Genomic DNA, 24791 nt, shown 5'->3' on the forward strand with positions numbered 1-24791 from the left:
AGATTTTGTGTACGACGCACATTCACTGTGGGAGCCAGCCTGCTGGCGATGAGGCCACCGGCCTCACTGCAAAACCTCAGTCAGGCAACTGCTCCACCTCAATCCCCAACCGCCGGTAGTCCTCAATATTCCCAGACGCCACATGCCGTTCGGTGATCAGCGTGTGCAAGCGCTCGCACGGCGCCACCACAAACGGTTCTACCGCACCGAGCTTGTCCGCCGTGGTCACGGCAATCACCCGCGCCGCACAGTCGAGCAGCGCCTGCTTGACCGGCACTTCATCGAAATGCAGCGAGGTGATGCCCACCTCCGGATGAATCGCGCAGACCCCGGTGATCGCCAGATCCGCCTTGATCCCCGACAGCAGCCGCAGCGCCTCGTGACCGCCAGCCGACATCGTTTTCGGGTTCAACTGACCGCCCGCCAGAATCACTTTGATGCCCGGATATTCGGACAACGCAATCGCCGTCATCGGTGAGGCCGTGACCGCCGTGAGGCTGATGTCCCTGGGCAACGAACGCGCCACCTGCAACGAGGTGGAACCGGAGTCGAACATCACCGTCTGCCCGTTCCGCACCTGCTGCGCCGCCAATTGCGCCAGACGAATCTTCACCTCGTCGATCTCGTCCAGTCGGGTGAAGTAATCCTTGCCGGTGTCCTTGGGCCGCGGCAGCGCGCCGCCGTGCACTCGCTGCACCAGTCCGGCGTTGTCCAGCTCGGCGAGATCGCGGCGGATGGTGTCTTCGGACACCGCAAAATGCTGGCTCAACTCGGACGCCATGACCTTGCCGTCACGTTCCAGGATGAGAAGGATTTTCTGCCGACGCAGGGAGGGAAGCTCGGAAGCGGAATGATCGTGCATGGTTTTGCCTGTTTGTGCTTGTCATTGCAGGTTTTCGCGAGCTTAGCCAAGCAAACCGGCAAACACAACGCTGGTATCAATGGCTTCGATCATTGGAATCACAAAGCCGAATTTTTTCTTTCGACCCGCCCCCGGCAGAATGGCCCCACTTTCAAAAGGACCAGGATGAACACCCCATGAACCTCAATTTCGCTTTCGCCTGCATGGTCGTCGTGTCGTTTGCCATTGCGCTCGGCCACGCTTGATTCACACCGACGCCGCCAAGTGTTCGCGCAACCATCTGTGCGCTGGATCACGATGGGATCGTTCGCCCCAGAACATCGCCATCTCGTAGCCCGGCACCTCCAGCGGCGCAGCGACCACTTGCAGTGCAGGGTTGTCACGCACCAGGCGTGACGGCAGCATCGCCACCAGATCAGTGCTGGCGAGCACCGACATCACCAACAGAAAGTGCGGCACCGACAGCACGACTTTTCTCGACAGGCCCACTTCGGCCAGCGCCTTGTCCGTCACCCCGAAAAAGCCCCCGCCCTCGCGCGACACCATGACGTGTTCCAGCGCGCAGAACTGTTCGCGAGTCGGTCTGGCGTTCAGGCCCGGATGCCCGACTCGTCCGGCCAACACATAACGCTCGGTGAACAGCCGGCGCTGATACAACTCCAGTGGCGCGTCTTCGGTGATGTGCAATGCCAGATCGAACACCCCCTGCTCCGCCTGCTTGACCATTTCTCTGGGCATCAGGTCGATCACCGCCAGCCGTGTGCCCGGTGCCTGCCTGCGCAAACCGTTCAGGCCCGGCAGGACAATGGTCGACCCGCCGTAGTCCGTTGCCGCGATTTTCCAGGTATTCGTCGCTTGCGCCGGGTCGAACGGCCTGGCCGGCGCCACCGCTCGTTCCAGCGCCTCCAGTGCGTCCCGCAACGGCTCGCGCAGCTCATCCGCCCGCGCCGTCGGACGCATGCCTCGTGGGCCGGGCAGCAACAGCGGATCGCCGAAGATGTCCCGCAACTTGGCCAGATGCACGCTTACCGACGGCTGCGACAGGTTCAGCCGCTGGGCGGCACGGGTGACGTTGTGCTCCGCGAGCAACACATCGAGGGTCAGCAGCAGGTTGATATCCAGCCGTCTCAAATTATTCATGGCTATACCAGACATATCAGACATTCATTTCCAATATACCCGGCAAACGTCGATCCTGCTGTCACACAGCAACGGAGCTTCAACATGAATGTACTTCTGGTCTATGCCCATCCCGAAGCGACCTCACTCAACGGCTCGCTCAAAGACTTCACCGTCCAGCGCCTGCAAGCCGCCGGCCATACCGTGCAGGTCTCCGACCTCTATGCGATGAACTGGAAAACCACCCTCGACGCCGATGACAGTCCCGGTCGCGACACGAGCCGGCCGTTTCATGCCTCCCTCGATTCGAAACTTGCTTTCGAGCAGGGCCGACAAGCCGCCGACATCGCCCGCGAGCAGGAAAAACTGCAATGGGCCGACGCACTGATCCTGCAATTCCCGCTGTGGTGGTTCTCCATGCCGGCGATTCTCAAGGGCTGGGTCGAGCGCGTGTATGCCTACGGATTTGCCTACGGCGTGGGCGAGCATTCCGATGCTCGCTGGGGCGACCGCTACGGTGAAGGCCACCTGAAAGGCAAGCGGGCCATGCTGATGGTCACCACCGGAGGCTGGGAATCACACTACAGCCCGCGCGGGATCAACGGCCCGATCGACGACGTGCTGTTCCCCATCCAGCACGGAATCCTCTACTACCCTGGTTTTGACGTGATGCCGCCCTTCGTGGTGTACCGCACCAGCCGGATGGATGAAGCCCGGTTTGCCCAGACCTGTGAGGCGCTGGGCACGCGGCTCGATGAACTGTGGAGCACGCGGCCGATCGCGTATCGGCAGCAGAATGGCGGTGATTACGAGATTCCGTCGCTGACCTTAAAGGACGACATTGCGCCAGGCAGCGAGGGCTTCGCCGCCCACCTCAAATGACAAAGGGGGCTTATGCCCCCTGTTTTCATTCCACCACCACCACCCGCGCTTTGCGCACGAACAACGCATGCACCTTGTCCCAGAAATTGCCGCCCAGCACGAAGAAGCTGCCGACGAACATCAAGTCGCCGAGCGCCTGCAACTGCCAGAGATTGGGCCGTACGCCCGGGAAGAAGTTGTCGAAATAAGGTTCCAGGAAGGACGACAGCAGCGGCAGGCAGAACATCACCACGCCGATCTTATGGCGCATCGGGCTGACTTCGGCCACCGGGGTCGGAATCACGCCGGAAATGTAGTGGCCGATCGTGCGCTTGAGTTCGGCGAACCCGGCCTTGCCCATGACCGCGATCACCAGCAGCAACAGCACTTTATTACTGATGAACAGCACCCCGGTCAGCGCCGCGACTTTCGAGCCCGGCACGTCGAGGGCGGCGGCAATCGGCACCATCAGCCACGAACCGAGCATCAGGCAGATGATTGCCACGCCGACCTTGAAACGCCAACTGGCGCTGGTGGGGGCAAGCGGTTCTTGAGCAGTGTCCATGGCTTCCTACCTTTTTATCCGGGGCGGGGTTCGGTGGCGTTCGCCTGAAAAAGCGTAGCAGTTGATTGCTTCGAACAACCCGCAATCTGCGGTCTATGCTCCAGTGACATTTCCCGCTGGGGCCTCCCGGTATGCCTGCAACGCCAGCCCTGCTGCTCCGTCCCGGCCACCTGCTGTTGCTCGGTGCGCTGAGCCTTGGCGGCTGCCTGCGGCTGGGCCCGGATTTCCAGCCACCGGCGCAGGACTGGAGCAAGCAGTGGCAAAGTCCGGCGCTCGAGCAGGCCAGCGAACGCGGCACCGTGCCGGATCTGCGCCAGTGGTGGCAGGTGTTTGCCGATCCGATCCTCGACCGTTTGATCAGCGACGCCGAAGCCCGCAATAGCAGCCTGAAAATCGCCGGCCTGCGGGTCCTCGAAGCCCGCGCGCAACTGGGCATCGCCGACAGCGGCCGCTACCCGCAGCTGCAACAGGCCAGCGCCGACAGCCTGTACATCGACCGCCGTCAGTCCGGCGGCAACAACCCGCAGGACTTGCACTTCTGGCAGCACAGCGCCGCATTCGATGTCGGCTGGGAACTGGATTTCTGGGGTCGCTTCAGCCGCGCCATCGAGTCCGCCGACGCCAGCTACTTCGCCGCCCAGGCCAACTACGAAGACGCCCTCGTTCTATTACGCGCTCAAGTGGCCGACACCTACTTTGCCCTGCGCACCACCGAAGCCCGGCTGCGGGTCGCTCGGGAAAACGCCGCTCAACAAAAACGCAATTTCGAGATCACCGAAAAACTCTTTCGCAGCGGCCAGACCGCCGAACTCGACCTGCAACAGGCCAGAACCCAATACCTCGGCACCCTGAGCAGCATTCCGGCGTTCGAAGACCAGTTGCTGCGCACCCGCAATGCACTGGCGGTGCTGGTCGGCCAGCCGCCCGGTGGCGCGGCGTTTCTGGCGGAACAACCGGGGCTGATTCCGCTGGTGGATCGCGCCGTGTTGCAGGACGTCCCGGCCAACCTGCTGCTGCGCCGTCCCGATGTGCGCGCGGCAGAGCTGAACGTGGCCGCGCAATCGGCGCTGGTCGGCGTGGCTGAAACCGATCTGTATCCCTCGCTGACCCTGCTCGGCAGCATCGTCTGGTCCAGCGACACCCTCGGCAGCACCCCGCGCAGCCTCGACCTGATCGGCGGCCCGAGCCTGCGCTGGAACCTGTTCGATTACGGCCGCATCCACAACAACATCCGCGTACAGGATGCGCGCTTGCAGCAACTGATCGAAGCCTATCGCGACAAGGTCCGCCAGGCTGCCCGCGAGGCCGACGACGCCGCCAGCGGCCTGACCAAAGCGCTGGAGCGCGAACGCATTCTCGGCGAGGCCGAAGGCGCGGCGCGACGTTCGCTGGTGCTGGCCAACACTCAATATCGCGAAGGTTATTCAGACTTTCAGCGAGTGCTCGATGCCCAACGTGCGTTGCTGGAGCTACAGGACAACTATCTGGTCAGCCGCGGTAACGCCGTGAGCAATCTGATCGCCCTGTACCGTGCCGTCGGCGGTGGCTGGCAAAGCGCCGGGCCGCAGATTGATCCAGCGACCCGGCAGCAGATGCAGCAACGAACCGACTGGGGCGATCTGCTGAGCGCCCCGCCGCCGCAACCGACCTATCCGATTCCCTCGCAGGTAGACCGCCATGAGTGATGAAGCGCCGCCGGATCCGGCGAAAAAAGGCATCCGCTGGGTGCTGCTGGTGATTGTGCTGAGCCTGGTCTGGTATCTGCTGGCCGACCGTTTTACGCCCTACACCCAACAGGCGCGGGTCGGCGCATTCGTGATCCCGGTGGCAGCGGAAGTCGCGGGCCGGGTGATCAAGGTCAACGTGCGCAACAATCAGGACGTGCAGGCCGGCGACATCCTCTTCGAGCTCGATCCGCAGCCGCTGCAAATCGCCGTCGACCGGGCCCGCGCCGATCTGGAAAACACCCGGCGCACGGTCGGCGCCAGCACCGCGGGCATCGCTTCGGCACAGGCGTCGTTGCGGGCCGCGCAAGCCAATGAACTCAAAACGCGCCAGGACAATCGACGGCTGGAAGGCTTGTACAAAGAAGATCCGGGCACGGTTTCGGTTCGGCTGCTGGAAGTGTCCCGGGCCAATCACGAGGCCGCTGTCAGTCAGGTCGCCGCCGCTCGGGCCGAAGTACTGCGCGCCCAGGAGCAGGAAGGCGGCAACACCGACACCAACGCCAAACTGCTCAGCGCCGCCGCCACGCTGGCCAAGGCCGAACTCGATCTGGCCAACACCCGCATTGGTGCGCGTTCGGCGGGCCTGATCACCGACCTGCGCACCGATGTCGGCCAGTTCGCCGCTGCCGGCAGTCCGGTGATGACGCTGATCACGATCCAGGACGTGTGGGTCAGCGCCGACCTCACCGAGAACAACCTCGGCCGGATCAAGCCCGGCACGCCGGTGTCGATCATCCTCGACGCCCTGCCCGGCGAAGTCCTCGATGGCCGGGTGCGCAGCGTCGGTTATGGCGTCAGCGTCGGCCAGACACCGCCGCCCGGCACCCTGCCGACGATCCAGAACAGCCGCGACTGGCTGCGTCCGGCCCAGCGTTTTCCGGTGATCATCGAGTTCAGCGAAGAGGCGAAAAAGCGCCTGTTCGAGAGTCGTTCGATTCGCGCGGGCGGGCAGGCGGAAGTCATGGCGTTTCCGAGCGAGGGCAATCTGCTCAATCCACTCGGGCGGATGTTTGTCTGGTTGATGAGCTGGCTATCGTATGCCTACTGAGCGCAGCGTTCCGGCGCAACGTGCCTTGCGCCTGGCTTGCGGCACGGCGTTGTGTACCGCCGCCAGTTACGGCCTCGCCTTGCCGCTGTCGTTTTTGTCGCCGGTGCTCGCGGTGTTGCTGCTGGCCAGCATGCCCCGGCCATTGCCAGTCAAAATGGCGCTGGTGCTGACATTGGTCGCGGCGTTCACCACCAGTCTCGGGCTGTTGCTGGTGCCGTTGCTGCGTTATTACCCGGTGTGCGGCGTGCTGCTGATCGGTGTCGGTCTGTTTCTGGTGTTCACCTACGGCTTGCGCGGCGGCAATGTGCTGATCATGACGTTTCTGGTGATCGGCATGACCATGATCTCCGCCGCCGGTTTTGCCTCATTCGAACTGGCAATGGCGGTGATCGGCGCGCTGGTCAAAGGCTTGTTGCTGGCCGTCGTCATCGTTGGCCTGAGCCATGTCCTGTTCCCGGAACCGGCCAACAGCCCCGCGCCACGACCCGCTCCCGCCCTGCCCGCCGAAGACCTGCCTCGCGTAGCGATGCGCGCAACATTGATCGTGCTGCCGACCTTCCTGCTGGTGCTGATCGACCCGGCCAGCTACCTGCCGATCATCCTCAAAGCCGTCAGCCTCGGCCAGCAGAGCACCACCACCCGCACCCACCACGCCGGGCGCGAATTGCTCGGCTCGACCTTATTGGGCGGGTTGCTGGCGGTGCTGTTCTGGTGCGCGTTAAGCCTTTTCGTGCACCTGTGGATGTTCTTTCTGTGGATGCTGCTGTTCGGGCTGTTGGTGGCGCGCAAACTCTATCGACTGCACCCGACGCAGCTCACGCCGGGGTTCTGGCTCAACACCCTGATCACCATGATCATCCTGCTCGGTCAGTCCGTTGAGGACAGCGCGGCGGGCAAGGACGTCTACACCGCGTTCGCGGTGCGCATGGGGTTGTTCATTCTGGTGACGCTCTACAGCGGCGTGATGATGCACCTGCTCGTCGCGCACCGGGAAAGCCGTCAGGGCGTGACCTGATAACCCCGCCCCTGCAGGCAACCGGCGTAGGCGCTTGAACTGGCTGAAGCATCGGTCCGCCGCTGCTCGCGCCGATCCTGCCGCTGCCGCGCACCGCCAACCACCGCACCCGCCGCAGCCGTCTCTTTGGCGCGGTTCTGGCGGTAATCCTGCTTGCGGTCATCGTCCACGGCTTCGTAAAACTCGTCGTGCTGACGCCCGCGCACTTCAGCGGCAGTAGCGCCGGCCGCCGCACCCACGGCAGCGCCCTTCAGCCGACCACCGGCCTGGGGTGTCGACGTGGTTGAGGTGGACGCGATGGAATGGCAATCGTTGATGTCGATCTGGGTTTGCTGGGAAGTCTGGCCCTTGAGCGGGACGACGGATTCAGCGCTGGCCTGTGTGGCGCACAGGCACGCTGCGATGAACAGTGAATGACGGAACATGATGACCTCCGACGCGGCGGGGTTGCCTGGGGGGCGGGGTAATCTGGGAGTGTAGTTCACGGGGCGCAATGCCCGTATTCAAGCGTCCTCCCGCACCCGCCGAACCTGCACCAGCAACGCCGGTGCAAAGTGCAACACCACCATTCGCGCCAGATGGTGAGTGAGGATAAACACCACATTCAGCCCGCCGGCGAACGCCACAATCGCAATGGTTTCGATGGCCCCCGGCATGTAGGCGAGCCACAGCGACAACCCATCGCTGCCCAGCAACCGTGCCGCTGCCAATGCAAAAATCGCCGCGACCAGAATCATCAAACCCACCGACACCAGCGCCGTGCGGCCATGACGTCCCAGTTCCGCGAGGCCGAGACCCTGAAAACGGGAGCCGATCCGCACACCGAGAATCAGCGCCGCCAGATTCAGGCTCCAGTCCGGCATGTGAAAGCCCTGCAGCCATCCTGATTTCACGAACGCGGCGGTGATGATGATTGCCGTCAGCATGAACGGCGCCGGCACGCCAACGGCCAGCAGCAAACGCCCGACCACCACGCTCAAACCGATCACTGCCAGCACGGTCAACGCCATGCCCGTCGACAGCGGATCGACCTCGGCCACCGCAACTGGTGCCGTTCCGGGAATCAGCAAACTCACCAGCACCGTTATCAGCAGCAGCCGCATCAAGTGCACGATGATCACCTTGCTCGACGCCTGATGCGATTCCAGCAAATCGAACACCGCCGCCAGCGCGCCCGGATACACCGCCAGCAGTGCATCCGTGCGATTCCACCCCGCCCCGCGCGACAGCCACCACGCGGCCAGCGCCACTTGCACTGCCAGGCACAGCAGCAACACGCCGAGGCTTGGCAACATCGTCGAAACAGTCGCGCTGTCCCACGCTTCGAACATCAACCCGGTGGCGATGCCCAGCGTGACCTGGATGTAGCCCAGACCATAGGGCGTCGCTGGCGCGAATTTGAATTTGGTAACGACCAGTGCCGTCACAAGAATCGAGCCCAACAGCAAACCGTGGGGCACGCCTTCGAATTGCAACAGTGCACCGAAGCCGGCAGCAATCAACAAACACAGAATGGATTTCATGGTCGCCTTCCTGGCTATTCAAGGTGCTTTTCAGTTAGGTCAGGCGCGCAGCCGTCCAATCGCCCGCCGATATTTTTCGATCCGCTCCAGATCCTCCCAGCTCGGCGAGTCAATCCGCGACAGGTCGCTGTTCTCTTCCAGATCCGCCAGCTTCACCACCCGCCCGATCGGGTTCTGTGCCGCGCGCTCGACAAAGTCCTCGTAGGATTCACCGGGCACTTTGGTCACCGATTCGATGGCGGACAAAACCGCTTCGCTGAAGCCTTCCTTGCGCAAATCCTCCAGGCTGATGCCGCAGTCCTCGACCACATCGTGCAGCACCGCGACGATGCGCTCTTCCAGGCTGCTCATGCGCAACATGACCTTCAGCGGATGCAAAATATACGGCGCACCGCCCTTGTCCACCTGCCCCGCGTGGGCCGTGGCGGCAATCGCGATGGCGCGTTCCAGTGTCTGAGTCATGGGCTTTTCCTCGGGTCAGACGCCGTACCGGCCGCCAATATAGAAGTGACGCTTGAACCAGCGCCCAATCGCCTGCAAACGTCCGGCTGGCTGCGCCGGCTCGGCGTAGCGCTGAAGGATCAGCGAGACCAGATCAGCCTGACTCTCCCCCGAACGCGCGTCCAGCAACTCGGCCACCCAGGCACATCCGGCCTTCTTCAAATGCTCACGCCATTCACCGGGCCAGCCATCCAGCTCATCCAGCGCCAACCACCGCGCACCGCCCTGCTCGACATGCCCGCCGCCAATCGATTGCTCGAAACAGAACGGCGTCGCCGGGCGAGACAGGTCGATGCTGAAGATGTAGATGTCCTGGGTTTTGTGCTGCGGCGTGGGGGCGTTGTTGCGGCTGCCGATGTGAATCATGAGCACTGCTCCAATCCTTGGGTGCTAGGTGTGTCCGATTGTTTCTCACTCTGTGCGCCAGGCGCAAATCAAAATCCTGATGGAACCTCCCGCGCCCGCCCCATCTCGAAACCATAAGCGCCCCGCTCACGACCTAACACGGGGCCATGGGAGAGTTCCACGATGAACATCCGACTGTTCCTCCTGATCGCCACTTTCAGCGTTGTCCCAACCTGCGTCATGGCCGAGGGCTGCGAAGTCAAGACCCGCTCCTCCAGCCCCTCAGTGCCCGCCGTCGAGACGCGCATCTGCTATGAATACGAAGGCATGCCGGTCAACGCCATCGACTGGTCATGCAGCAACGAAAGCAAGGACATGCTCAACAGCAGCAAAACCAAAGTCGAACACTGCGCCGACCACTATCAGGCCTCGTGTATTGCCACACTCACTCAGGAATCCCTGGCCAACCCGCACTCCACCAGCAAGGACAAAAATGCCAAGGCCCTGAACATTCCGGACAGTGCGCAAGTGACCACGTATTACTACGATGTGGAGCATCTGGCGCAGGCGCGGATTGATTGCGAGAACGGGGGTGGGCATTGGAAGGCGAAATAACAGCGTTCAAGCGCGCATGAAAAAGGGACACCGATGGGTGTCCCTTTTGGTTCTAGATGGCGGGTGGATTCAGCGTTTCATGGCTTCACACTGACTGCGCAGATCATGATCGCCGATTGAAGAACAACTACTGCCCTTCTTCGCTTCACAAAACGCACGTTGGTCATGATCACCAATGCTCGAACATGAACTGCCTTTTTCCGCCTCACAGGCCGCGCGCAGGTCGTGATCGCCGATGGAGGAACAACTGCTGCCCTTTTTGGCTTCGCAATAAGCGCGTTGGTCATGGTCGCCAATGCTTGAGCACGAACTGCCTTTTTCCGCTTCGCAGGCCGAACGCAAATCGTGGTCGCCGATGGAAGAACAGCTGCTGCCTTCCTCCCTGGCCTGGCAATAACTGCGTTTGTCGTGATCACTGATGCTGGAGCAACTGGCGGAAACGTAACCGCTGAACAGCAACAACATCGCAAGAATCAGTTTCATCTCACACTTCCTTGAGCATGCCGGGAAACAGCCTGGCACTGAGTGAAGCAATCAAAACCAGATCAGCGCTTCATGGCCTCACACCGCGTACGCAAATCATGGTTGTCGATATTTCCGCAACTGCTGCCGCCCGTTGTGGCATTGCAGTAGGCGCGCTGGTCGTGGTCATCGATATTGCCGCAGGAACTGCCAGCCTGCTCCGCGTTGCATCGCGCACGCAGGTCATGATCATCGATGTTGCCGCAACTGCTGCCGCTCTGTTTGGCATTGCAGTAGGCGCGCTGGTCGTGGTCGTCAATGTTGCCGCAGGAACTGCCGCCCATCTCCGCGTTACACGCTGCCCGCAGATCGTGATTATCGATATTGCCGCAACTGCTGCCGCTCTCCCTTGCATTGCAATAGGCACGCTGATCGTGGTCATCAATGTTGCCGCAACTGGCAAAGCTGTAGCCGCTGAACATCAACAACATTGCGAGTAATAGTCTCATCACACACTTCCATGGTTGACCAGGAACCAGCCTGGCACTGCTTGAGCCGATGAATGAGCGTCGCGACACGCCATCAAATTGGCATCGGTTTTGGGAAAAGTTCCGGGACTGGAATGTGTGGTTTTTTTGATCTGAAAACGCCGTAGGAAATCGCTCCGCGTGGTGAGGGAGCTTGTTCTTGCGGGGCTGCGAAGCGGGCTCAAACCTGGCAAGTCATTTTTCCCTGATACACCGCAGCCTTTGATTTACGCGGGCTACGCCACCGACCGCGAGCAAAATCGCTGGCCACACGTGGTGATTACACGTCCTACAGGCTGATTGCGACAGTGGGATCGATGCCTAGAGTGGGTCTGTCGCTGAACGAATTTGGCGATAGGGTTTCGCAGCCCTAGCGAGCTAAGTCCACACCCGGCACAATGCGGCCCGGCTACTTGCCTGTACTTCATTTTCATGGCGGTTGTGCGTGGGAGACCTTCGGGTCTGCCGGGTCTTAGCTCCTCGGTCTGCGAACCCGCGCATAACTGCCACCTAACTCGTTTCGCAGCGAGCGGTGGTTATTAATTTTCTGAGCTAAGGATTTTTACCCATGACAAGTAAGTCAACGCTGTGCAACTACGCCCCAATGTCCCACCCCGCCACCGACCATCCCGTCCTATTCATCGACGCCGACGCTCCGCTGCGCGATCTACATGCCTGGATCAGTGAAAGACTAAACGCTGCCCTCAAATACCTGGACTTCATGACCTGCATTCACCTCAAAGACCACGCCCAGCATGACATCAACACTGTCACCACTATCGCTAGGATCATGTTGCAGGATGTAAGTGATGTGCTCCGGGAAATAGAGAGGCGGAGGATAAAAGCCTCCTAAAACTATATTAACTACAAGAAACCGCATAAATTTAGCGCGCAAAAAAGAAGGCAAAAGTACCACCATGTGCTTTTGCATTATGAATTTAAAGTAAAAAGACAAAGCAAGAATCTGTTAGAGACCATCCGAATTCGGATGGTCTCAGCCCATTTCGTACAGACATAAAACTAAATCATTCAGGTTGATTCGCAGAGGGCTGATTAACCACACCGCTAGACAACTCTGTTTGTGAAATAGGGATCACGGCACCACTATACCCTATAAAATCAAGCCCAACCCTTGATAGATTAGATCCGAGCCGATTTAGCAAATTCAATGCATATTCATATCGCAAATGGGAAACGACTTGCGCAGATTGCTTCTTAAACGCCAATTCGCCGTTCCCTCCATCAGCCCGAGTAATGGTAATATTTTGTGTTCCTGGAGAAAACCGTCCTTGATCGCCAGCAAACATCTGCTCCCACTTAGGATTCGATATTTTTTCGCCCAGAGGATCCTCTTTTATACTCAACGGCGGAGTAAAACTGAAACATAAAATCTTACTTTCAACTTTTAGGAAAAGATGATTACCTGCAAAAGCATTCTTTAAAGCATCACTCTCTTTGACAGGAAACAATTCAACAGCAATAAAAGGAGTGTGATCTCCCAATCGTTTTGGCCAACCAGAACTTTTTTGACCAGGAACCAAATCACATGCGGGAGAAAGGCACAGCCAAAAACATCCGTCGCCTGTGCATTTATCTAGACGTATAACGTGCCCAGTGGTTAAATAGGCACCCTCCACACCCACCTTACTACTTACGTAACTATTTAAATAACTTTTAACATCTTGCTCACTTAATCTCGGGTACCACTGTTTTACGACCTCTGCACGCCCCTCTGCTATCAAGTACTCCGCAAGTCTGTCAGCAAAACCTGTTACTCCAAGACGTATAGAGTCGCCTAGACCTTCCCAGTGCCGACTAATTGTACTATGAACTTTCCACTGCCGTTCATAGACATCCTCTGTGAGGTACTCCTGCAACCATCCGGCCTGCAGATACTGGTTATCTAAAACTGTACCTTCAGCTAAAACACCACGCTCGTCGAGTTCTGCACGCATTTTCGACATCAGTAATCTGTGTGGTTCTGGATTCCAACGTACAAGTGAAGACAGCAGTTTACTTGGCAAGGTCGCCGGATCTTCGGACTTACTAACTACCGTGACAAACAAGCGATCCGTGCGAATCCAATTTACACCAGTTACTCCTTCAAAATCCCAGTCTAACTTTCCAAAATCCTTCTGTGCCAGCTTACATTTAAGACTTTCCTGCTTACAGCTAACAGAGAACTTCAAAATACCACAAAATTTATCCACAGCCTCCGGAGGTCCGTTCCGAACAAACTCCTTGAATGCTTCCAGCTCGGGCCATTCACCAACTTCCACCCAATCAATTTTACTATCTTTAATAGACTTAATTTTCAAATACAAATTATCATCTATAAAACTAAGAATTCGATCAGCAACACCTTGATTAGAGTCCTCCCACCCCTCCAACAACTCTCGCACTTGTGCGGAAGCCCTTTCGTGTTGAGCCAATCGGGTATCGAATGAGGAAAGGCCAATCGCTATCTCATTCACAACTCTAGATATCTGACCACCGGCCAGCCCATAACCTTTTGTATATACTATGACAAGATTAAAATGATCATTGTCGGCGAGCCGGCGAAGAATAGAAACAGCATTTCCGCCATCCTCAGGCTGGTCTCTATCCAAGTGGTAATCTAAAATCATTAAATCAGAGTGATGAAAGTGGGATGCGCCCTCACCTTCACCCTCAATTGCAAAAGAGTTCTGACCATCGTGAATATCAACCACCCAACGGCGAGTATCGGCCCTGCAAGACTGTATAATTTTGCAAGCTCGCTCAACATTGGTGGAGACCCAATTACCCACCCCCCCAAGTTCCTTTTGAAGCAGTGCGTCGACTGTAGGAAACTCATCATCCACTACCATGACGGTACGAATAGGCTTTATGAAAACCTCTTCTATGAGATCACCATACTTATTATCAACTTCGATATTTGCCTCATGCATACACGGCACCTTTGAAATCCATTACAAAATTAGCACCTGGAAGTATTTTGAACTTTTCTTCCACAGCATATTGAATAGTGTGCCCGCCAGCAGCCAAATTGGCGCGACACAAATATAGTCCAACGCCTCGTCCGCCACGTACTTTGCGTGTGAAAAACAATGAAAAGAGATGCTTCTGATCCTCATCATCCACGCCTGCCCCACTATCACCAACTACCACTTTTCCATCGACGATATCCAACAACACTCTCGGCTCGCCATTACTGCGCTGACCTACCCAATAAATAGCATTATTGATTAGGTTAATAAAAACTGGAAAAATTCTCGCGGATTGTTCATAAACACTAAATGAATTAAACCGCGAAGTAGCCTCAACTTGAATTTCTTTTTCTTCAAGACCTGAACCGAAGAACTTTAAGACATACTGCATAATCTCTTGACCGCTAATCGAGGCTTTAAGATTAGACCCCGAAAGCTTTAGTGGTGACAAAAACCGCAACCGATCCGCAAGCATTTCATGTGCAACTTTTACTTCGGAGTATGCCTTTAACCCCTTGACCGTCGGTGGAAAATTCTCCAACCCTTCACTAATTGAAAGCTCCAACCCTTCAACTTCATGACCGATTATTTCAACAGTTATACCTAACTGCGCAAGAGAATGGAGCCTATCCAACTCCTCCCTCATATCGTCCACAGCGTCCATGCCATAAGTTGCCAGAGTCTCTAGATCTATATTTTCCTGGAGACTTCTCATGGCTGAAATATAAGGCTCAAATACCTCAGAGTTTTCAAAGTCCACTTTATCTCGTTCTACAGCCAAGCGTTCGAGAGCATCCGCAAGGGTTACTCTGTCATTCTCAATATCTTCTAGTAAAGGCAATGTGAGAGCGTGATAGCGTTTACTGCTTTCTTCATAGAGATCCGCAATCCTCTGCTGCTCTGCATCCAGTAAATCCCTAGCCTCCTTATGCCATCTACGCAACCTAACTTGTAGAAACGATGCGTGACTATTTAAATCGGAATACGCTATATCTCTCGGAGCTTTAGGTTTCAGCACTGCAAGTGCAGATGTTAAAGACTGATCTAGTGATGCAAGCATTTCGGTAGATCGCCGCTGATTATAGCGGTAGTCCTCATACTCCTGTTCGAGTAGCCCAAGGCTTCTTGGGGCTTCACCTAAGGAAAATTCTTTGGATCGATCTTTTAGATTTAAAAGCTGATCCCGCAAACTGATCACTTCCTGCTCAGAAGTCAACGCTGCCGTTCGCACCCTGACAATCAAATCGTCAAGTTGTTCACAGTGCAACTTCAGTACTGGCGAGTTCTTTTTCAGAGCGCCCCTAAAGCGTTTTCGTCGGGATGCTCGTGCTTTATTGCGCTGTTCTTCCGCCTTCTCTTTTGCACGAGACTCCTGAATTCCCGGAAGAAATTTTTTCTGAAGATCTGAGTCTGTACCAAAATAATTGTATGCTGTTTTAATCAGGATATTTTCTACTAAATCTCGAAAAACCTTTACTGCCTTATTATCAATCAGGCCTTCTCTACCAGCCTTGTCTTTTAAATTTGGATTTCCTTCGCGCGTCAGGGCTACGCGTCCAAATGTTCTTCGATTTGACCAAAAGTGGCGTCCAGCATGCAACGATCTACGCTTTTCAATCTCAAAAAAATCACTATCCTCTCTACCATATGGCATAACCCGAAGACCATTTCGGTAAACCATCACCCCACCGTACTTGGATGATTGCTCAATCAGCTTTCTATGTATTTCTGGAGGGTGAGATGAGGAGCCGGGCATTTGTTGAAATGTTCCCAACCGCAAGTGAAACGAACCTACCTTTGAGTTACTTCTTATTGACACTTCGCTCTTTGGTGAAATAACAACATCACCATCTAGCCAACGACCGAACGCTTTAACTCGCCCTGTGAAGACACCAAACTCGTTTACCGTACCCTCAACGACATGTTCTAGCTCTTCCAGGTTACTGACATCAAACTCACGTTGATTAGAAATCACTGAACGACGAAGCGCCCCCTCCCAGGCAGTTACAGAATAGGAAAACTCTTCAGCTGTAAATCCTTCAGCACAGTTTTTTGCATCAGAATAAGGATCTGTGAAATTTGATAACGTTTGAAAAAGCCTCTCTTTTGCTTGTGCCGCAGCATCCATGTCCTCAGGAGCAACTCTTGACTCGAGTTGTGCTTCTAAATCAAAAACGATGTCTGCTATTAGCAGTATGGTGCCATGCGTCGTCTCATCTCGCCATAACGGCCACTGTTCAAAATGATTCAATTCAAAATTAGCATTGGCCGCTACTTCTTCCATAGAAGAGCGAGTAGATCTTTTCCCCTCAGCAGCTTCCAACTTATCAAACTCATTCCATGCATCAACGATTCTTGTATCGCGAGCTCGATCTTTTCCGTCCCCAAACAGATTGCCACGTAACGACTCGAACATTGATGGGAGAAAACCAAAAATTTCCTCTTTCCTCTCAAACTCGATTACCGGAACTTCGATATCCTGCAAATATAAAAACGGATTTTCAAATAATCGCCAATCAATAAGTGCCGCAGTAAAAAAATGATGCTTGCGTTTGGAAACCACTAAGAGCAATGGCCCCAAAAAAGCAGATGATAGACGCCCAATACCTTTCTGCCCCTGCTTTGGTCTAACGCTTAGGCCATTACGATCGTCTTCGTCAGCAATTTTCCCAGTAGCTTTAGACTCTGTACCAATCACGAGCCACTTTTCAACGAACTCATCCCGACTCATTCCATGACCATCATCCACCAATGTAACCATGGGTAGATGCCCGTCATAAATATGAAGACCTATAGTAGTCGCATAGGCATCGTATGCGTTCTTCCAAAGTTCGGATACCGCTGTTGGGCAATCCGCAATTTGCTCTCGCCCTAAATGATCAATTGTACGAGCCCTAGTTCTGAAGGATACGGCGTCAACCATGACTTAAACCTCAGCATATATTCTTAGTTGTCTATTTTAAGTCCCTGAGAGACAGCCTTTAACAATACCTCTCCAAGATTCACCGGCACTGCATTCCCTATTTGTACACCAGCGGCGGTCAATCCCCCTTTAAAGACAAAATCATCTGGGAATGTTTGAAACCTAGCGGCTTGCCTTATTGTCAATCCGTGATGTTCAGTTGGATGTACAAATCTACCTTTTGAGGGATTTATACATGCAGTAGTCATTGTCGGCCCTGGCTCACTCAAATTTATACGACCATACACGTCATTATGACCAGAGTGCCCCTTGTGGCACGGTAATACTCTATTCGAATCGCGCCGACTTCCGTTAATAGGAGTAGCTCGGAAGACCTCAATTAATTTTTCCGAATGATTCATATGAATATTATTTTCATCATTAGGTATAAAAGGTTTTTTAAAAACTTCTGAAGCAGCTAACCACGGCTTAAGACTTGAATCTAAGGCAACAGCTTTTGCATCTCCGTGAGTATTTTTTGGTGGCCACACCGCGTCGTCAAACTCCACGTCTTTTCGTACACCTAGTATAAAAACACGAACACGACGCTGAGGCACACCATAGTTCCTAGCGTCTATTCTAATCGGCCCTAAAATTCTATAACCCGCGTCTTCGCTTTCCTGTACAAAGGCATCTAAAAACTTCTGATGCCTAGGCCAAAGAATTCCAGGAACATTTTCCATTAAGAAAATTTTCGGCGCCAAAACCCGAACATACTCAAAGTATCTGAGAATCAACTCATTACGAGGATCATCAACACCAGCGTCATTTATCCTATGAACGGAAAAGCCTTGACATGGAGGCCCTCCCAAAACGATATCGCAACCATCGCCATTCGAGAAGTGAGCGCGACTTAGATCAGCCGGTTCTAAATCAAGAATATTTTGCGAATAGAGAACTGGGCGATCACTCTCTTCTTCACAATTATCGACTAAGTTTGTACGATATGTTTCACAAGCATACTTATTTAACTCAACTGCAGCTACCACGTGAATATTTGCCTTTCGGGCAGCGAGGGAGAACCCACCCGCGCCAGCGAAAAGATCCACACACTTAAGAGCAGCATTGGCGCGAGTCAATCCTTTCCCCACCCCAGCATCAACCAAGTCATCTCGAACCCTGTCGGACGCCAACTCCAACTCAACACCAGTTTTACTATTCATTAAAAATATGCTTTCAATAATCTATCGATCCAAAGCAAGTCATGCTTTAGACAGCTCGCCTTGAACATAAAAAAAGAAGATGTTAAAAAAAACATCACTAACCCTCAGTTTAAACGCGGCGAAAAAGCCGTTCTTTTTAAACTTAAACCTTTCGGATCATCATTACAAAACACTACGCAGAACGTGAAGAAATGTAGCATCAAAATGCAGTCACAGCAGTAGCTTCCTCAAAAATTCGCCGGCGTATTCGCACTAATAATCTCTGCCTCATCCGCCCCGATATTCCGGAACTTGTGCGGCAGCGTCGTCGGAAAGTAATACCCATCCCCCGCACTCAACACGCTCACCTGCCCATCCACCGTCAACTCCACGGTGCCACGGGTCACCAACCCACACTCCTCACCTTCCGCGTGAACAATCGGCTCTTCCCCGGAACTCGCGCCCGGCGCGTATTGCTCGCGCAGCAAGCGCATCTGGCGGCTGGGGACCGAGGCGCCGATGAGCAGCAGGCGCAGGCCGTGGCGGCCGAGGTCGGGTTGTTCGTTGGCGCGGAAGACGTATTGGTGTTCGCGGGGGGGCTGGTCGAAGGTGAAGAAGTCGGCCAGGGACATCGGGATGCCTTCGAGCAGCTTTTTCAGTGAGCTGACGGAAGGACTGACACGATTCTGTTCGATCAGGGAGATGGTGGCATTGGTCACGCCGCTACGCCGGGCCAGCTCGCGCTGGGAGAGTTTGTAGCTTTCGCGTACTAGTTTGAGTCGAGAACCCGTATCCATGACAGCCTTATGTGAGAACGACTTAAGGGCGATGGGGGTGGGTGGCGGGTGCCGCGCAAGGCGCGCGGATCACGTTGCTCCCGTGTCCCGGAACCGTGAAAGGCGGCTATTAAATCACGTTTGTCGGTGTTGCTCAGCAGGTTCGATGGACGGCACATGAAAAAGCCGGCGACGCCCTTTTTGGGGGCGCCACCGGCGAGGTTAATCAGATGCCGAAACGGTCGCGCAGCGAGTAGTACACGGCGCCGAGGGCGGTCAGCGGCGCGGAGAAGGTGCGGCCGCCGATCATCGGCATGTGTGGCAGGGAGGCGAAGGCGTCGAAGCGTTCGGCGTCGCCGCGGATCATTTCCGAGATCAGTTTGCCGGCCAGGTGCGAGCAGGTGACGCCGTGGCCGCTGTAGCCCTGCATGTAGTAGGCGTTTTTCTCGATGCGGCCGAATTGCGGCATGCGTGACATGGTCAGCAGGAAGTTGCCGGTCCAGCGGTAGTCGATTTTCACGTCCTTGAGCTGCGGGAAGGTTTTGAGGATCTTCGGGCGGATCAGGGTTTCGATGTCATCCGGTTCACGGGCGCCGTAGACCACGCCGCCGCCGTAGAGCAGACGGTTGTCGGCGGTCAGACGGTAGTAGTCGAGCAGGTAGTTGCAGTCTTCGACGCAGTAGTTGTTGGTGATCAGGCTGCGCGCCTGTTTCTCGGTCAACGGTTCGGTGACGCAGATCTGCGAGCCGCACGGCATGCTCTTGGCCGTCACGCGGTTGTCGAGGCCTTGCGGCAGGTAGGCGTTGCCGGCGATCAGCAGGTACTTGGCGCGGACCTGGCCTTTGGCGGTGCGCACGACGTTGGGCTCGCCGTACTTGATTTCCACCGCAGCGGACTGCTCGTAGATCTTGCCGCCCAGACGCACGATGGCGGCGGCTTCACCGAGAGCCAGGTTCAGCGGGTGGATGTGACCGCCCTGCATGTCCAGCAGACCGCCGACGTAGGCGTCGGAACCGACTTCGCGGCGGATGTCCGCAGCGTCGAGCATCTTCAGGTTTTTATTGCCATAACGTTCCCAGCTACGTTTTTGCTCGGCCAAGCCCTTGAGCTGCTTGCTGTTCATCGCCGCGAAAATACCGCCCGGGCGGTAGTCGCACTTGATGTCGTATTCCTTGATGCGCGAACGGATGATGTCGGCGCCTTCGAAGATCATGCTGCCGAGGATTTCGGCGGTCTTGTCGCCGTAACGCTCTTCGATCACGTCGACGTCGCGGCTGTAGGAGTTGACCAGTTGGCCGCCGTTGCGACCGCTGGCGCCATAGCCGACTTTCGCCGCTTCCAGCACCGTCACCTTGTAGCCGGCTTCGGTCAGGAACAGCGCCGAGGACAGCCCGGTATAGCCGGCGCCGATGATGCAGACATCGCACTCCACCGACTCTTCAAGCGTCGGGAAGTCGATGACTTCGTTGCGGGTGGCGGCGTAATAACTGTTGACGTGTTGTTGTTTCATTATTGTTCTCCGAGGGACGCCGGAAAAACCGGCGTCCACCGTTGTAAATAGAATTAGAGCTTGATCCAGGTCGCTTTCAGCTCGGTGTACTTGTCGAACGCGTGCAGCGATTTGTCGCGACCGTTGCCCGACTGCTTGAAGCCACCGAATGGCGCAGTCATGTCGCCGCCGTCGTACTGGTTGACCCACACGCTGCCGGCGCGCAGGCCACGGGCGAAGGTGTGGGCCTTGCTCAGGTTGCTGGTCCAGACCCCGGCGGCGAGGCCGAAGATGCTGTCGTTGGCGATGTGCAGCGCTTCTTCAACGGTGTCGAAGGTGATCAGCGACAGCACCGGGCCGAAGATTTCTTCCTTGGCGATGGTCATGGCGTTGGTCACGCCGTCGAAAATCGTCGGCTCGATGTAGGTGCCGCCGGTTTCTTCGAGGGTGCGGCGGCCGCCGGCGATCAGCTCGGCGCCCTGCTCCCGACCGATGCTGATGTAGCGCAGCACGTTGTCCAGCTGACGCTGATCGACCACGGCACCGACGGTGGTGGCCGGATCCAGGGCGTGACCCGGTTTCCACGCTTGCAGCGCTTCCACCAGCAGCGGGATGAATTGCTCGCGGATCGAACGCTCCACCAGCAGGCGCGAGCCGGCGGTGCAGACTTCGCCCTGGTTGAACGCAATGGCGCCGGCCGCCGCTTGTGCTGCCGCGCGCAAGTCCGGTGCGTCGGCAAACACCACGTTCGGGCTCTTGCCCCCTGCTTCGAGCCAGACGCGTTTCATGTTGCTTTGGCCGGCATAAATCATCAGTTGCTTGGCAATCGCCGTGGAGCCGGTGAACGCCAGCACGTCGACGTCCATGTGCAGCGCCAGCGCCTTGCCGACGGTGTGGCCGAAGCCTGGCAGGACGTTGAACACGCCTTTCGGAATGCCGGCATCCAGCGCCAATTGGGCGATGCGGATCGCGGTCAGCGGGGATTTTTCCGAAGGCTTGAGGATGAACGAGTTACCCGCCGCCAGCGCCGGGGCGAATTTCCAGCTGGCCATGATCAGCGGAAAGTTCCACGGCACGATGGCGGCGACCACGCCGGACGGCTCGCGGGTGACCAGGCCGAGTTGATCGTGCGGGGTGGCGGCGACTTCGTCGTAAATCTTGTCGATCGCTTCGGCGCTCCAGCGGATCGCGTTGGCGGTCGCCGGGATGTCGATGCTCATCGAGTCGCTGATCGGTTTGCCCATGTCGAGGGTTTCGAGCAGCGCCAGTTCTTCCTGGTGTTGCAGGATCAGATCGGCGAAGCGAATCAGGATGCGCTTGCGCTCGGCCGGGGCCTTGTTTGCCCACACGCCGGAATTGAAGGATTGGCGCGCGGCTTCGACGGCGAGGTTGGCATCGGCTTCATCGGTGCTGGCGACGGAGGCCAGGAAACGGCCGTCGACGGGGCTCAGGCATTCGAAGGTTTCGCCGCTGATGGCCGGGCGGTATTCGCCGTTGATGAAGGCACGGGATTCGAGGGTCAGGGACTGGAAGCGTTGTTCCCAGTCGTTGCGGGTCGTTGTCATGGTGGTGGCTCGACGCGGGGGAATTTGGGGGAGTCTGGGTGTGTGTGTTCGGCATGAGATGGCTGCCCTCACCCTCTCCCAGAGGAAGAGGGGACCGACCGAAGTGTCTCGGGAGATGCACCGACGTGAACGACCGAGTCGAATATGGATTCGGTAAAAATCGTTCAGGTCGACGGATTTCCCGAGCATCCCCGGGTCAGTCCCCTCTCCCTCCGGGAGAGGGTTAGGGTGAGGGGCTTTTGAAGGCCTCACACCGTATGCAGATACCAGTTGTACTCAAGGTCAGAGATCGAGTTCTCGAACTCGGCCAGCTCGCTTTCCTTGCACGCGACGAACACGTCGATGTACATCGGGTCGATGTAGCGGGCCATGACTTCGCTGTCGTCCAGCTCACGCAGGGCGTCGCGCAGGTTGTTCGGCAGGCTCTGTTCGTTCTGCTCGTAGCTGTTGCCTTCGACCGGAGCGCCCGGCTCGATTTTGTTGGTCAGGCCGTGGTGGATACCGGCCAAAACGGAAGCCATCAGCAGGTACGGGTTGGCGTCGGCACCGGCGACACGGTGCTCGATGCGCACGGCATCCGGCGAACCGGTCGGCACGCGGACGGCCACGGTGCGGTTGTCGATGCCCCAGCTCGGCGAGTTCGGCACGTAGAACTGCGCGCCGAAGCGGCGGTACGAGTTGACGTTCGGGCAGAGGAAAGCCATTTGCGCAGGCAGGGTCTCCAGCACACCGCCGATCGCGTGGCGTAGCGCGGCGTTCTGCTCGGGATCCTCGCTGGCGAAGATGTTGTTGCCTTCTTTGTCCAGGATCGAAATGTGCACGTGCAGACCGTTGCCCGCCTGGCCCGGATACGGCTTGGCCATGAAGGTGGTGTCCATCTCGTGGTCGTAGGCGATGTTCTTCACCAGGCGCTTGAGCAGGACGGCGTAGTCGCACGCCTTGATCGGGTCGGACACGTGATGCAGGTTGACTTCAAATTGCGCCGGGGCGCTTTCCTTGACGATGGCGTCGGCAGGAATGCCCTGCTCCTTCGCGCCTTCGAGGATGTCTTGCAGGCAGTCGACGTATTCGTCGAGGTCGTCGATCAGGTAGACCTGGGTCGACACCGGACGCTTGCCCGACACCGGCGAACGCGGCGACTGCGGACGGCCGTTCACGTTGTCCTGGTCGATCAGGTAGAACTCGAGTTCGAACGCGGCGCAGATGGTCAGGCCCAATGCGTCGAACTTGCGCACCACGTTGGCCAACACTTCACGCGGGTCGGCAAAGAACGGCTCGCCTTCCAGTTCGTGCATGGTCATCAGCAGTTGCGCGGTCGGACGCTTCTGCCAGGGCTCGATGCTCAGGGTGCCGGGGATCGGGTAGCAGATGCGGTCGGCGTCGCCGATGTCCAGGCCCAGGCCGGTGCTTTCCACCGTGGAGCCATTGATATCGAGGGCAAAGAGCGAGGCCGGCAGGTTGATGCCTTTCTCGTAAACCTTGTGAAGACTGGTGCGCTCGATGCGCTTGCCGCGCACCACACCGTTCATGTCTGCAATCAGAAGGTCGACGTACAAAACCTCAGGATGTTTCTTAAGGAATGCGTTTGCTTCGTTGAGTTGAACGGCACGCAGAGGGACCGACATGATGCACCTATTTAGCTGTTAATTATTATGTTCACTGCTGTTTCGCGGAGCCAGTCAACCCGAACGGCAAAGTGAAGTCAATAGCGAACACAGGGCCGCTCAGCGTTTATTTTTCGGGCTTTTTTTAACACTCACGTGCCAATGACGGCGCCAGAGGCCCGTGAATCATGAAGATTTGATAAACGGCGTTTAGAATTTTTTACATGGGAGTTGTTAATTAAAATCAACGACGCTAAGCTCCGGAAAAGCTCGTTCAAGTGTCAAACTTCGAGGTGAATAAAAATGGCATTCAAGCCATTGATCGGCGTTACTGCGTGCGTCAAACAGATTGGCCTGCACCCCTATCACATCAGCGGCGACAAGTACGTTCGCGCTGTCAGCGTTGCGGCGCTGGGGTTGCCCGTCGTCATTCCTTCCCTTGGCCAACTGACTGAAATCGAAGACCTGCTGGGTCAGCTCGACGGTCTGTTGCTGACCGGCTCGCCGTCCAATGTGGAACCCTTCCACTATCAGGGTCCGGACAGCGCTCCCGGCACGGATCACGATCCGGCGCGGGATGCCACTACCCTTCCTCTATTACGTGCAGCCATCGCGGCGGGCGTTCCGGTACTCGGCATTTGCCGCGGCTTCCAGGAAATGAACGTGGCGTTCGGCGGCAGCCTGCACCAGAAGGTGCATGAACTGCCGGGCATGCTCGATCACCGCGAAGCCGACAGCCCGGACGTCGCCGTGCAATACGCCCCGGCCCACGCCGTGAAGGCATTGCCGGGTGGCGTGTTCGAAGCGCTGGAGCTGCCGGGTGAATTCCAGGTCAACTCGATTCACAGTCAGGGCATCGACCGCCTCGCGCCCGGCCTGCGCGCCGAAGCCGTGGCGCCGGATGGCCTGATCGAGGCGGTCTCGGTGGAGCGCAGCCCGACCTTCGCCCTCGGCGTGCAATGGCACCCGGAATGGCAAGTGCTGGACAACCCGAATTACCTGCGGATTTTCCAGGCGTTCGGCGATGCCTGCCGCCAGCGTGCGGCGCGACGCAACCAGCGCTGACGCCACCCAACGATTGCAAAACCATTTACTGCCCCCGCGGGGTCGGCGG

General features: G+C 56.9%; 23 protein-coding genes. 8 read left to right on the forward strand and 15 right to left on the reverse strand.

Features of this window, described 5'->3' with window-relative positions; genetic code table 11:
* Window positions 1-76: 76 nt before the first annotated feature.
* Both CAF76_RS24755 and CAF76_RS24760 read right to left on the reverse strand, forming a co-directional pair.
* Window positions 77-862 (reverse strand): DeoR/GlpR family DNA-binding transcription regulator, encoded by a 786-nt coding sequence (locus CAF76_RS24755; RefSeq protein WP_085648890.1) that lies wholly within the window; start codon window positions 860-862, stop codon window positions 77-79.
* A 246-nt stretch (window positions 863-1108) separates the two neighbouring features.
* Window positions 1109-2002, reverse strand: a complete 894-nt coding sequence (locus tag CAF76_RS24760; protein WP_178076196.1) for a LysR family transcriptional regulator — start codon at window positions 2000-2002, stop codon at window positions 1109-1111.
* An 84-nt stretch (window positions 2003-2086) separates the two neighbouring features.
* Between CAF76_RS24760 and CAF76_RS24765 the strand changes: the two genes are divergently transcribed.
* Window positions 2087-2863 (forward strand): NAD(P)H-dependent oxidoreductase, encoded by a 777-nt coding sequence (locus CAF76_RS24765; RefSeq protein WP_064595425.1) that lies wholly within the window; start codon window positions 2087-2089, stop codon window positions 2861-2863.
* Window positions 2864-2888: 25 nt separating this feature from the next.
* Here CAF76_RS24765 and CAF76_RS24770 read toward each other — a convergent pair whose 3' ends face one another.
* Window positions 2889-3407 carry a transporter suffix domain-containing protein gene (locus tag CAF76_RS24770; RefSeq protein ID WP_085648888.1) on the reverse strand — a complete coding sequence of 173 codons (519 nt, stop codon included), beginning with the start codon at window positions 3405-3407 and terminating at the stop codon, window positions 2889-2891.
* 131 nt (window positions 3408-3538) lie between these two features.
* Between CAF76_RS24770 and CAF76_RS24775 the strand changes: the two genes are divergently transcribed.
* From CAF76_RS24775 to CAF76_RS24785, 3 genes are read left to right on the forward strand one after another with little or no spacing between them, the layout of a single operon-like run.
* A complete protein-coding gene (locus CAF76_RS24775; protein ID WP_085648887.1) occupies window positions 3539-5092 on the forward strand; it encodes an efflux transporter outer membrane subunit in 1554 nt (517 codons plus the stop codon).
* Entirely contained in the window at window positions 5085-6182 is a 1098-nt protein-coding gene (locus tag CAF76_RS24780) for an HlyD family secretion protein (protein WP_085648886.1), read from the forward strand. The genes CAF76_RS24775 and CAF76_RS24780 overlap by 8 nt, the downstream gene beginning before the upstream one ends.
* Window positions 6172-7197: a DUF2955 domain-containing protein gene (locus CAF76_RS24785; RefSeq protein WP_085648885.1), complete on the forward strand. Its 1026-nt coding sequence runs from the start codon at window positions 6172-6174 to the stop codon at window positions 7195-7197. Before CAF76_RS24780 ends, CAF76_RS24785 begins: the two co-directional genes overlap by 11 nt.
* On the opposite strand, the gene CAF76_RS24790 is transcribed toward CAF76_RS24785, so the two are convergent.
* The 4 genes from CAF76_RS24790 to CAF76_RS24805 form a co-directional block, all read right to left on the reverse strand.
* Complete coding sequence (locus CAF76_RS24790) at window positions 7182-7622, reverse strand: YMGG-like glycine zipper-containing protein (protein WP_085648884.1); 441 nt, start codon at window positions 7620-7622, stop codon at window positions 7182-7184. The two genes, CAF76_RS24785 and CAF76_RS24790, sit on opposite strands and share 16 nt — an antisense overlap.
* Window positions 7623-7700: 78 nt before the next feature.
* Window positions 7701-8720 carry an AbrB family transcriptional regulator gene (locus CAF76_RS24795; RefSeq protein WP_085648883.1) on the reverse strand — a complete coding sequence of 340 codons (1020 nt, stop codon included), beginning with the start codon at window positions 8718-8720 and terminating at the stop codon, window positions 7701-7703.
* A gap of 39 nt (window positions 8721-8759) precedes the next feature.
* Window positions 8760-9182 carry an HD domain-containing protein gene (locus CAF76_RS24800; protein ID WP_085648882.1) on the reverse strand — a complete coding sequence of 141 codons (423 nt, stop codon included), beginning with the start codon at window positions 9180-9182 and terminating at the stop codon, window positions 8760-8762.
* A 15-nt stretch (window positions 9183-9197) separates the two neighbouring features.
* Window positions 9198-9587, reverse strand: a complete 390-nt coding sequence (locus CAF76_RS24805) for a hypothetical protein (protein ID WP_085648958.1) — start codon at window positions 9585-9587, stop codon at window positions 9198-9200.
* Window positions 9588-9749: 162 nt separating this feature from the next.
* Between CAF76_RS24805 and CAF76_RS24810 the strand changes: the two genes are divergently transcribed.
* A complete protein-coding gene (locus tag CAF76_RS24810; protein WP_085648881.1) occupies window positions 9750-10181 on the forward strand; it encodes a hypothetical protein in 432 nt (143 codons plus the stop codon).
* A gap of 225 nt (window positions 10182-10406) precedes the next feature.
* Window positions 10407-10484, forward strand: coding sequence for a VPDSG-CTERM sorting domain-containing protein (locus tag CAF76_RS29150; protein WP_143491847.1), 78 nt, complete (start codon window positions 10407-10409; stop codon window positions 10482-10484).
* A 242-nt stretch (window positions 10485-10726) separates the two neighbouring features.
* On the opposite strand, the gene CAF76_RS28905 is transcribed toward CAF76_RS29150, so the two are convergent.
* Window positions 10727-11152 carry a hypothetical protein gene (locus CAF76_RS28905; protein ID WP_085648880.1) on the reverse strand — a complete coding sequence of 142 codons (426 nt, stop codon included), beginning with the start codon at window positions 11150-11152 and terminating at the stop codon, window positions 10727-10729.
* Between the two features lie 586 nt (window positions 11153-11738).
* Between CAF76_RS28905 and CAF76_RS24825 the strand changes: the two genes are divergently transcribed.
* Complete coding sequence (locus CAF76_RS24825) at window positions 11739-12023, forward strand: fructose-bisphosphate aldolase (protein WP_085648879.1); 285 nt, start codon at window positions 11739-11741, stop codon at window positions 12021-12023.
* 172 nt (window positions 12024-12195) lie between these two features.
* On the opposite strand, the gene CAF76_RS28595 is transcribed toward CAF76_RS24825, so the two are convergent.
* From CAF76_RS28595 to CAF76_RS24855, 7 genes are all read right to left on the reverse strand, one after another.
* Window positions 12196-14100: a response regulator receiver domain gene (locus CAF76_RS28595; RefSeq protein ID WP_143491845.1), complete on the reverse strand. Its 1905-nt coding sequence runs from the start codon at window positions 14098-14100 to the stop codon at window positions 12196-12198.
* Window positions 14093-17062 carry an ATP-binding protein gene (locus CAF76_RS24830; RefSeq protein WP_085648878.1) on the reverse strand — a complete coding sequence of 990 codons (2970 nt, stop codon included), beginning with the start codon at window positions 17060-17062 and terminating at the stop codon, window positions 14093-14095. The genes CAF76_RS28595 and CAF76_RS24830 overlap by 8 nt, the downstream gene beginning before the upstream one ends.
* Window positions 17063-17085: 23 nt before the next feature.
* Window positions 17086-18264: a DNA cytosine methyltransferase gene (locus CAF76_RS24835; RefSeq protein WP_085648877.1), complete on the reverse strand. Its 1179-nt coding sequence runs from the start codon at window positions 18262-18264 to the stop codon at window positions 17086-17088.
* Between the two features lie 227 nt (window positions 18265-18491).
* Entirely contained in the window at window positions 18492-19040 is a 549-nt protein-coding gene (locus CAF76_RS24840; protein ID WP_011333561.1) for a cupin domain-containing protein, read from the reverse strand.
* A 205-nt stretch (window positions 19041-19245) separates the two neighbouring features.
* Entirely contained in the window at window positions 19246-20529 is a 1284-nt protein-coding gene (locus tag CAF76_RS24845; RefSeq protein WP_085648876.1) for an FAD-binding oxidoreductase, read from the reverse strand.
* A gap of 53 nt (window positions 20530-20582) precedes the next feature.
* A complete protein-coding gene (locus CAF76_RS24850; protein ID WP_064595397.1) occupies window positions 20583-22073 on the reverse strand; it encodes an aldehyde dehydrogenase in 1491 nt (496 codons plus the stop codon).
* A gap of 248 nt (window positions 22074-22321) precedes the next feature.
* Window positions 22322-23698, reverse strand: a complete 1377-nt coding sequence (locus tag CAF76_RS24855; RefSeq protein WP_085648875.1) for a glutamine synthetase family protein — start codon at window positions 23696-23698, stop codon at window positions 22322-22324.
* Window positions 23699-23980: 282 nt separating this feature from the next.
* Here CAF76_RS24855 and CAF76_RS24860 point away from each other — a divergent pair, with 282 nt between their 5' ends.
* Window positions 23981-24742, forward strand: a complete 762-nt coding sequence (locus CAF76_RS24860) for a gamma-glutamyl-gamma-aminobutyrate hydrolase family protein (RefSeq protein WP_085648874.1) — start codon at window positions 23981-23983, stop codon at window positions 24740-24742.
* The last annotated feature ends 49 nt before the right edge of the window (window positions 24743-24791 follow it).

This window comes from Pseudomonas sp. B40(2017) (genome assembly GCF_002112855.1).
GTDB lineage: Bacteria > Pseudomonadota > Gammaproteobacteria > Pseudomonadales > Pseudomonadaceae > Aquipseudomonas > Aquipseudomonas pharyngis.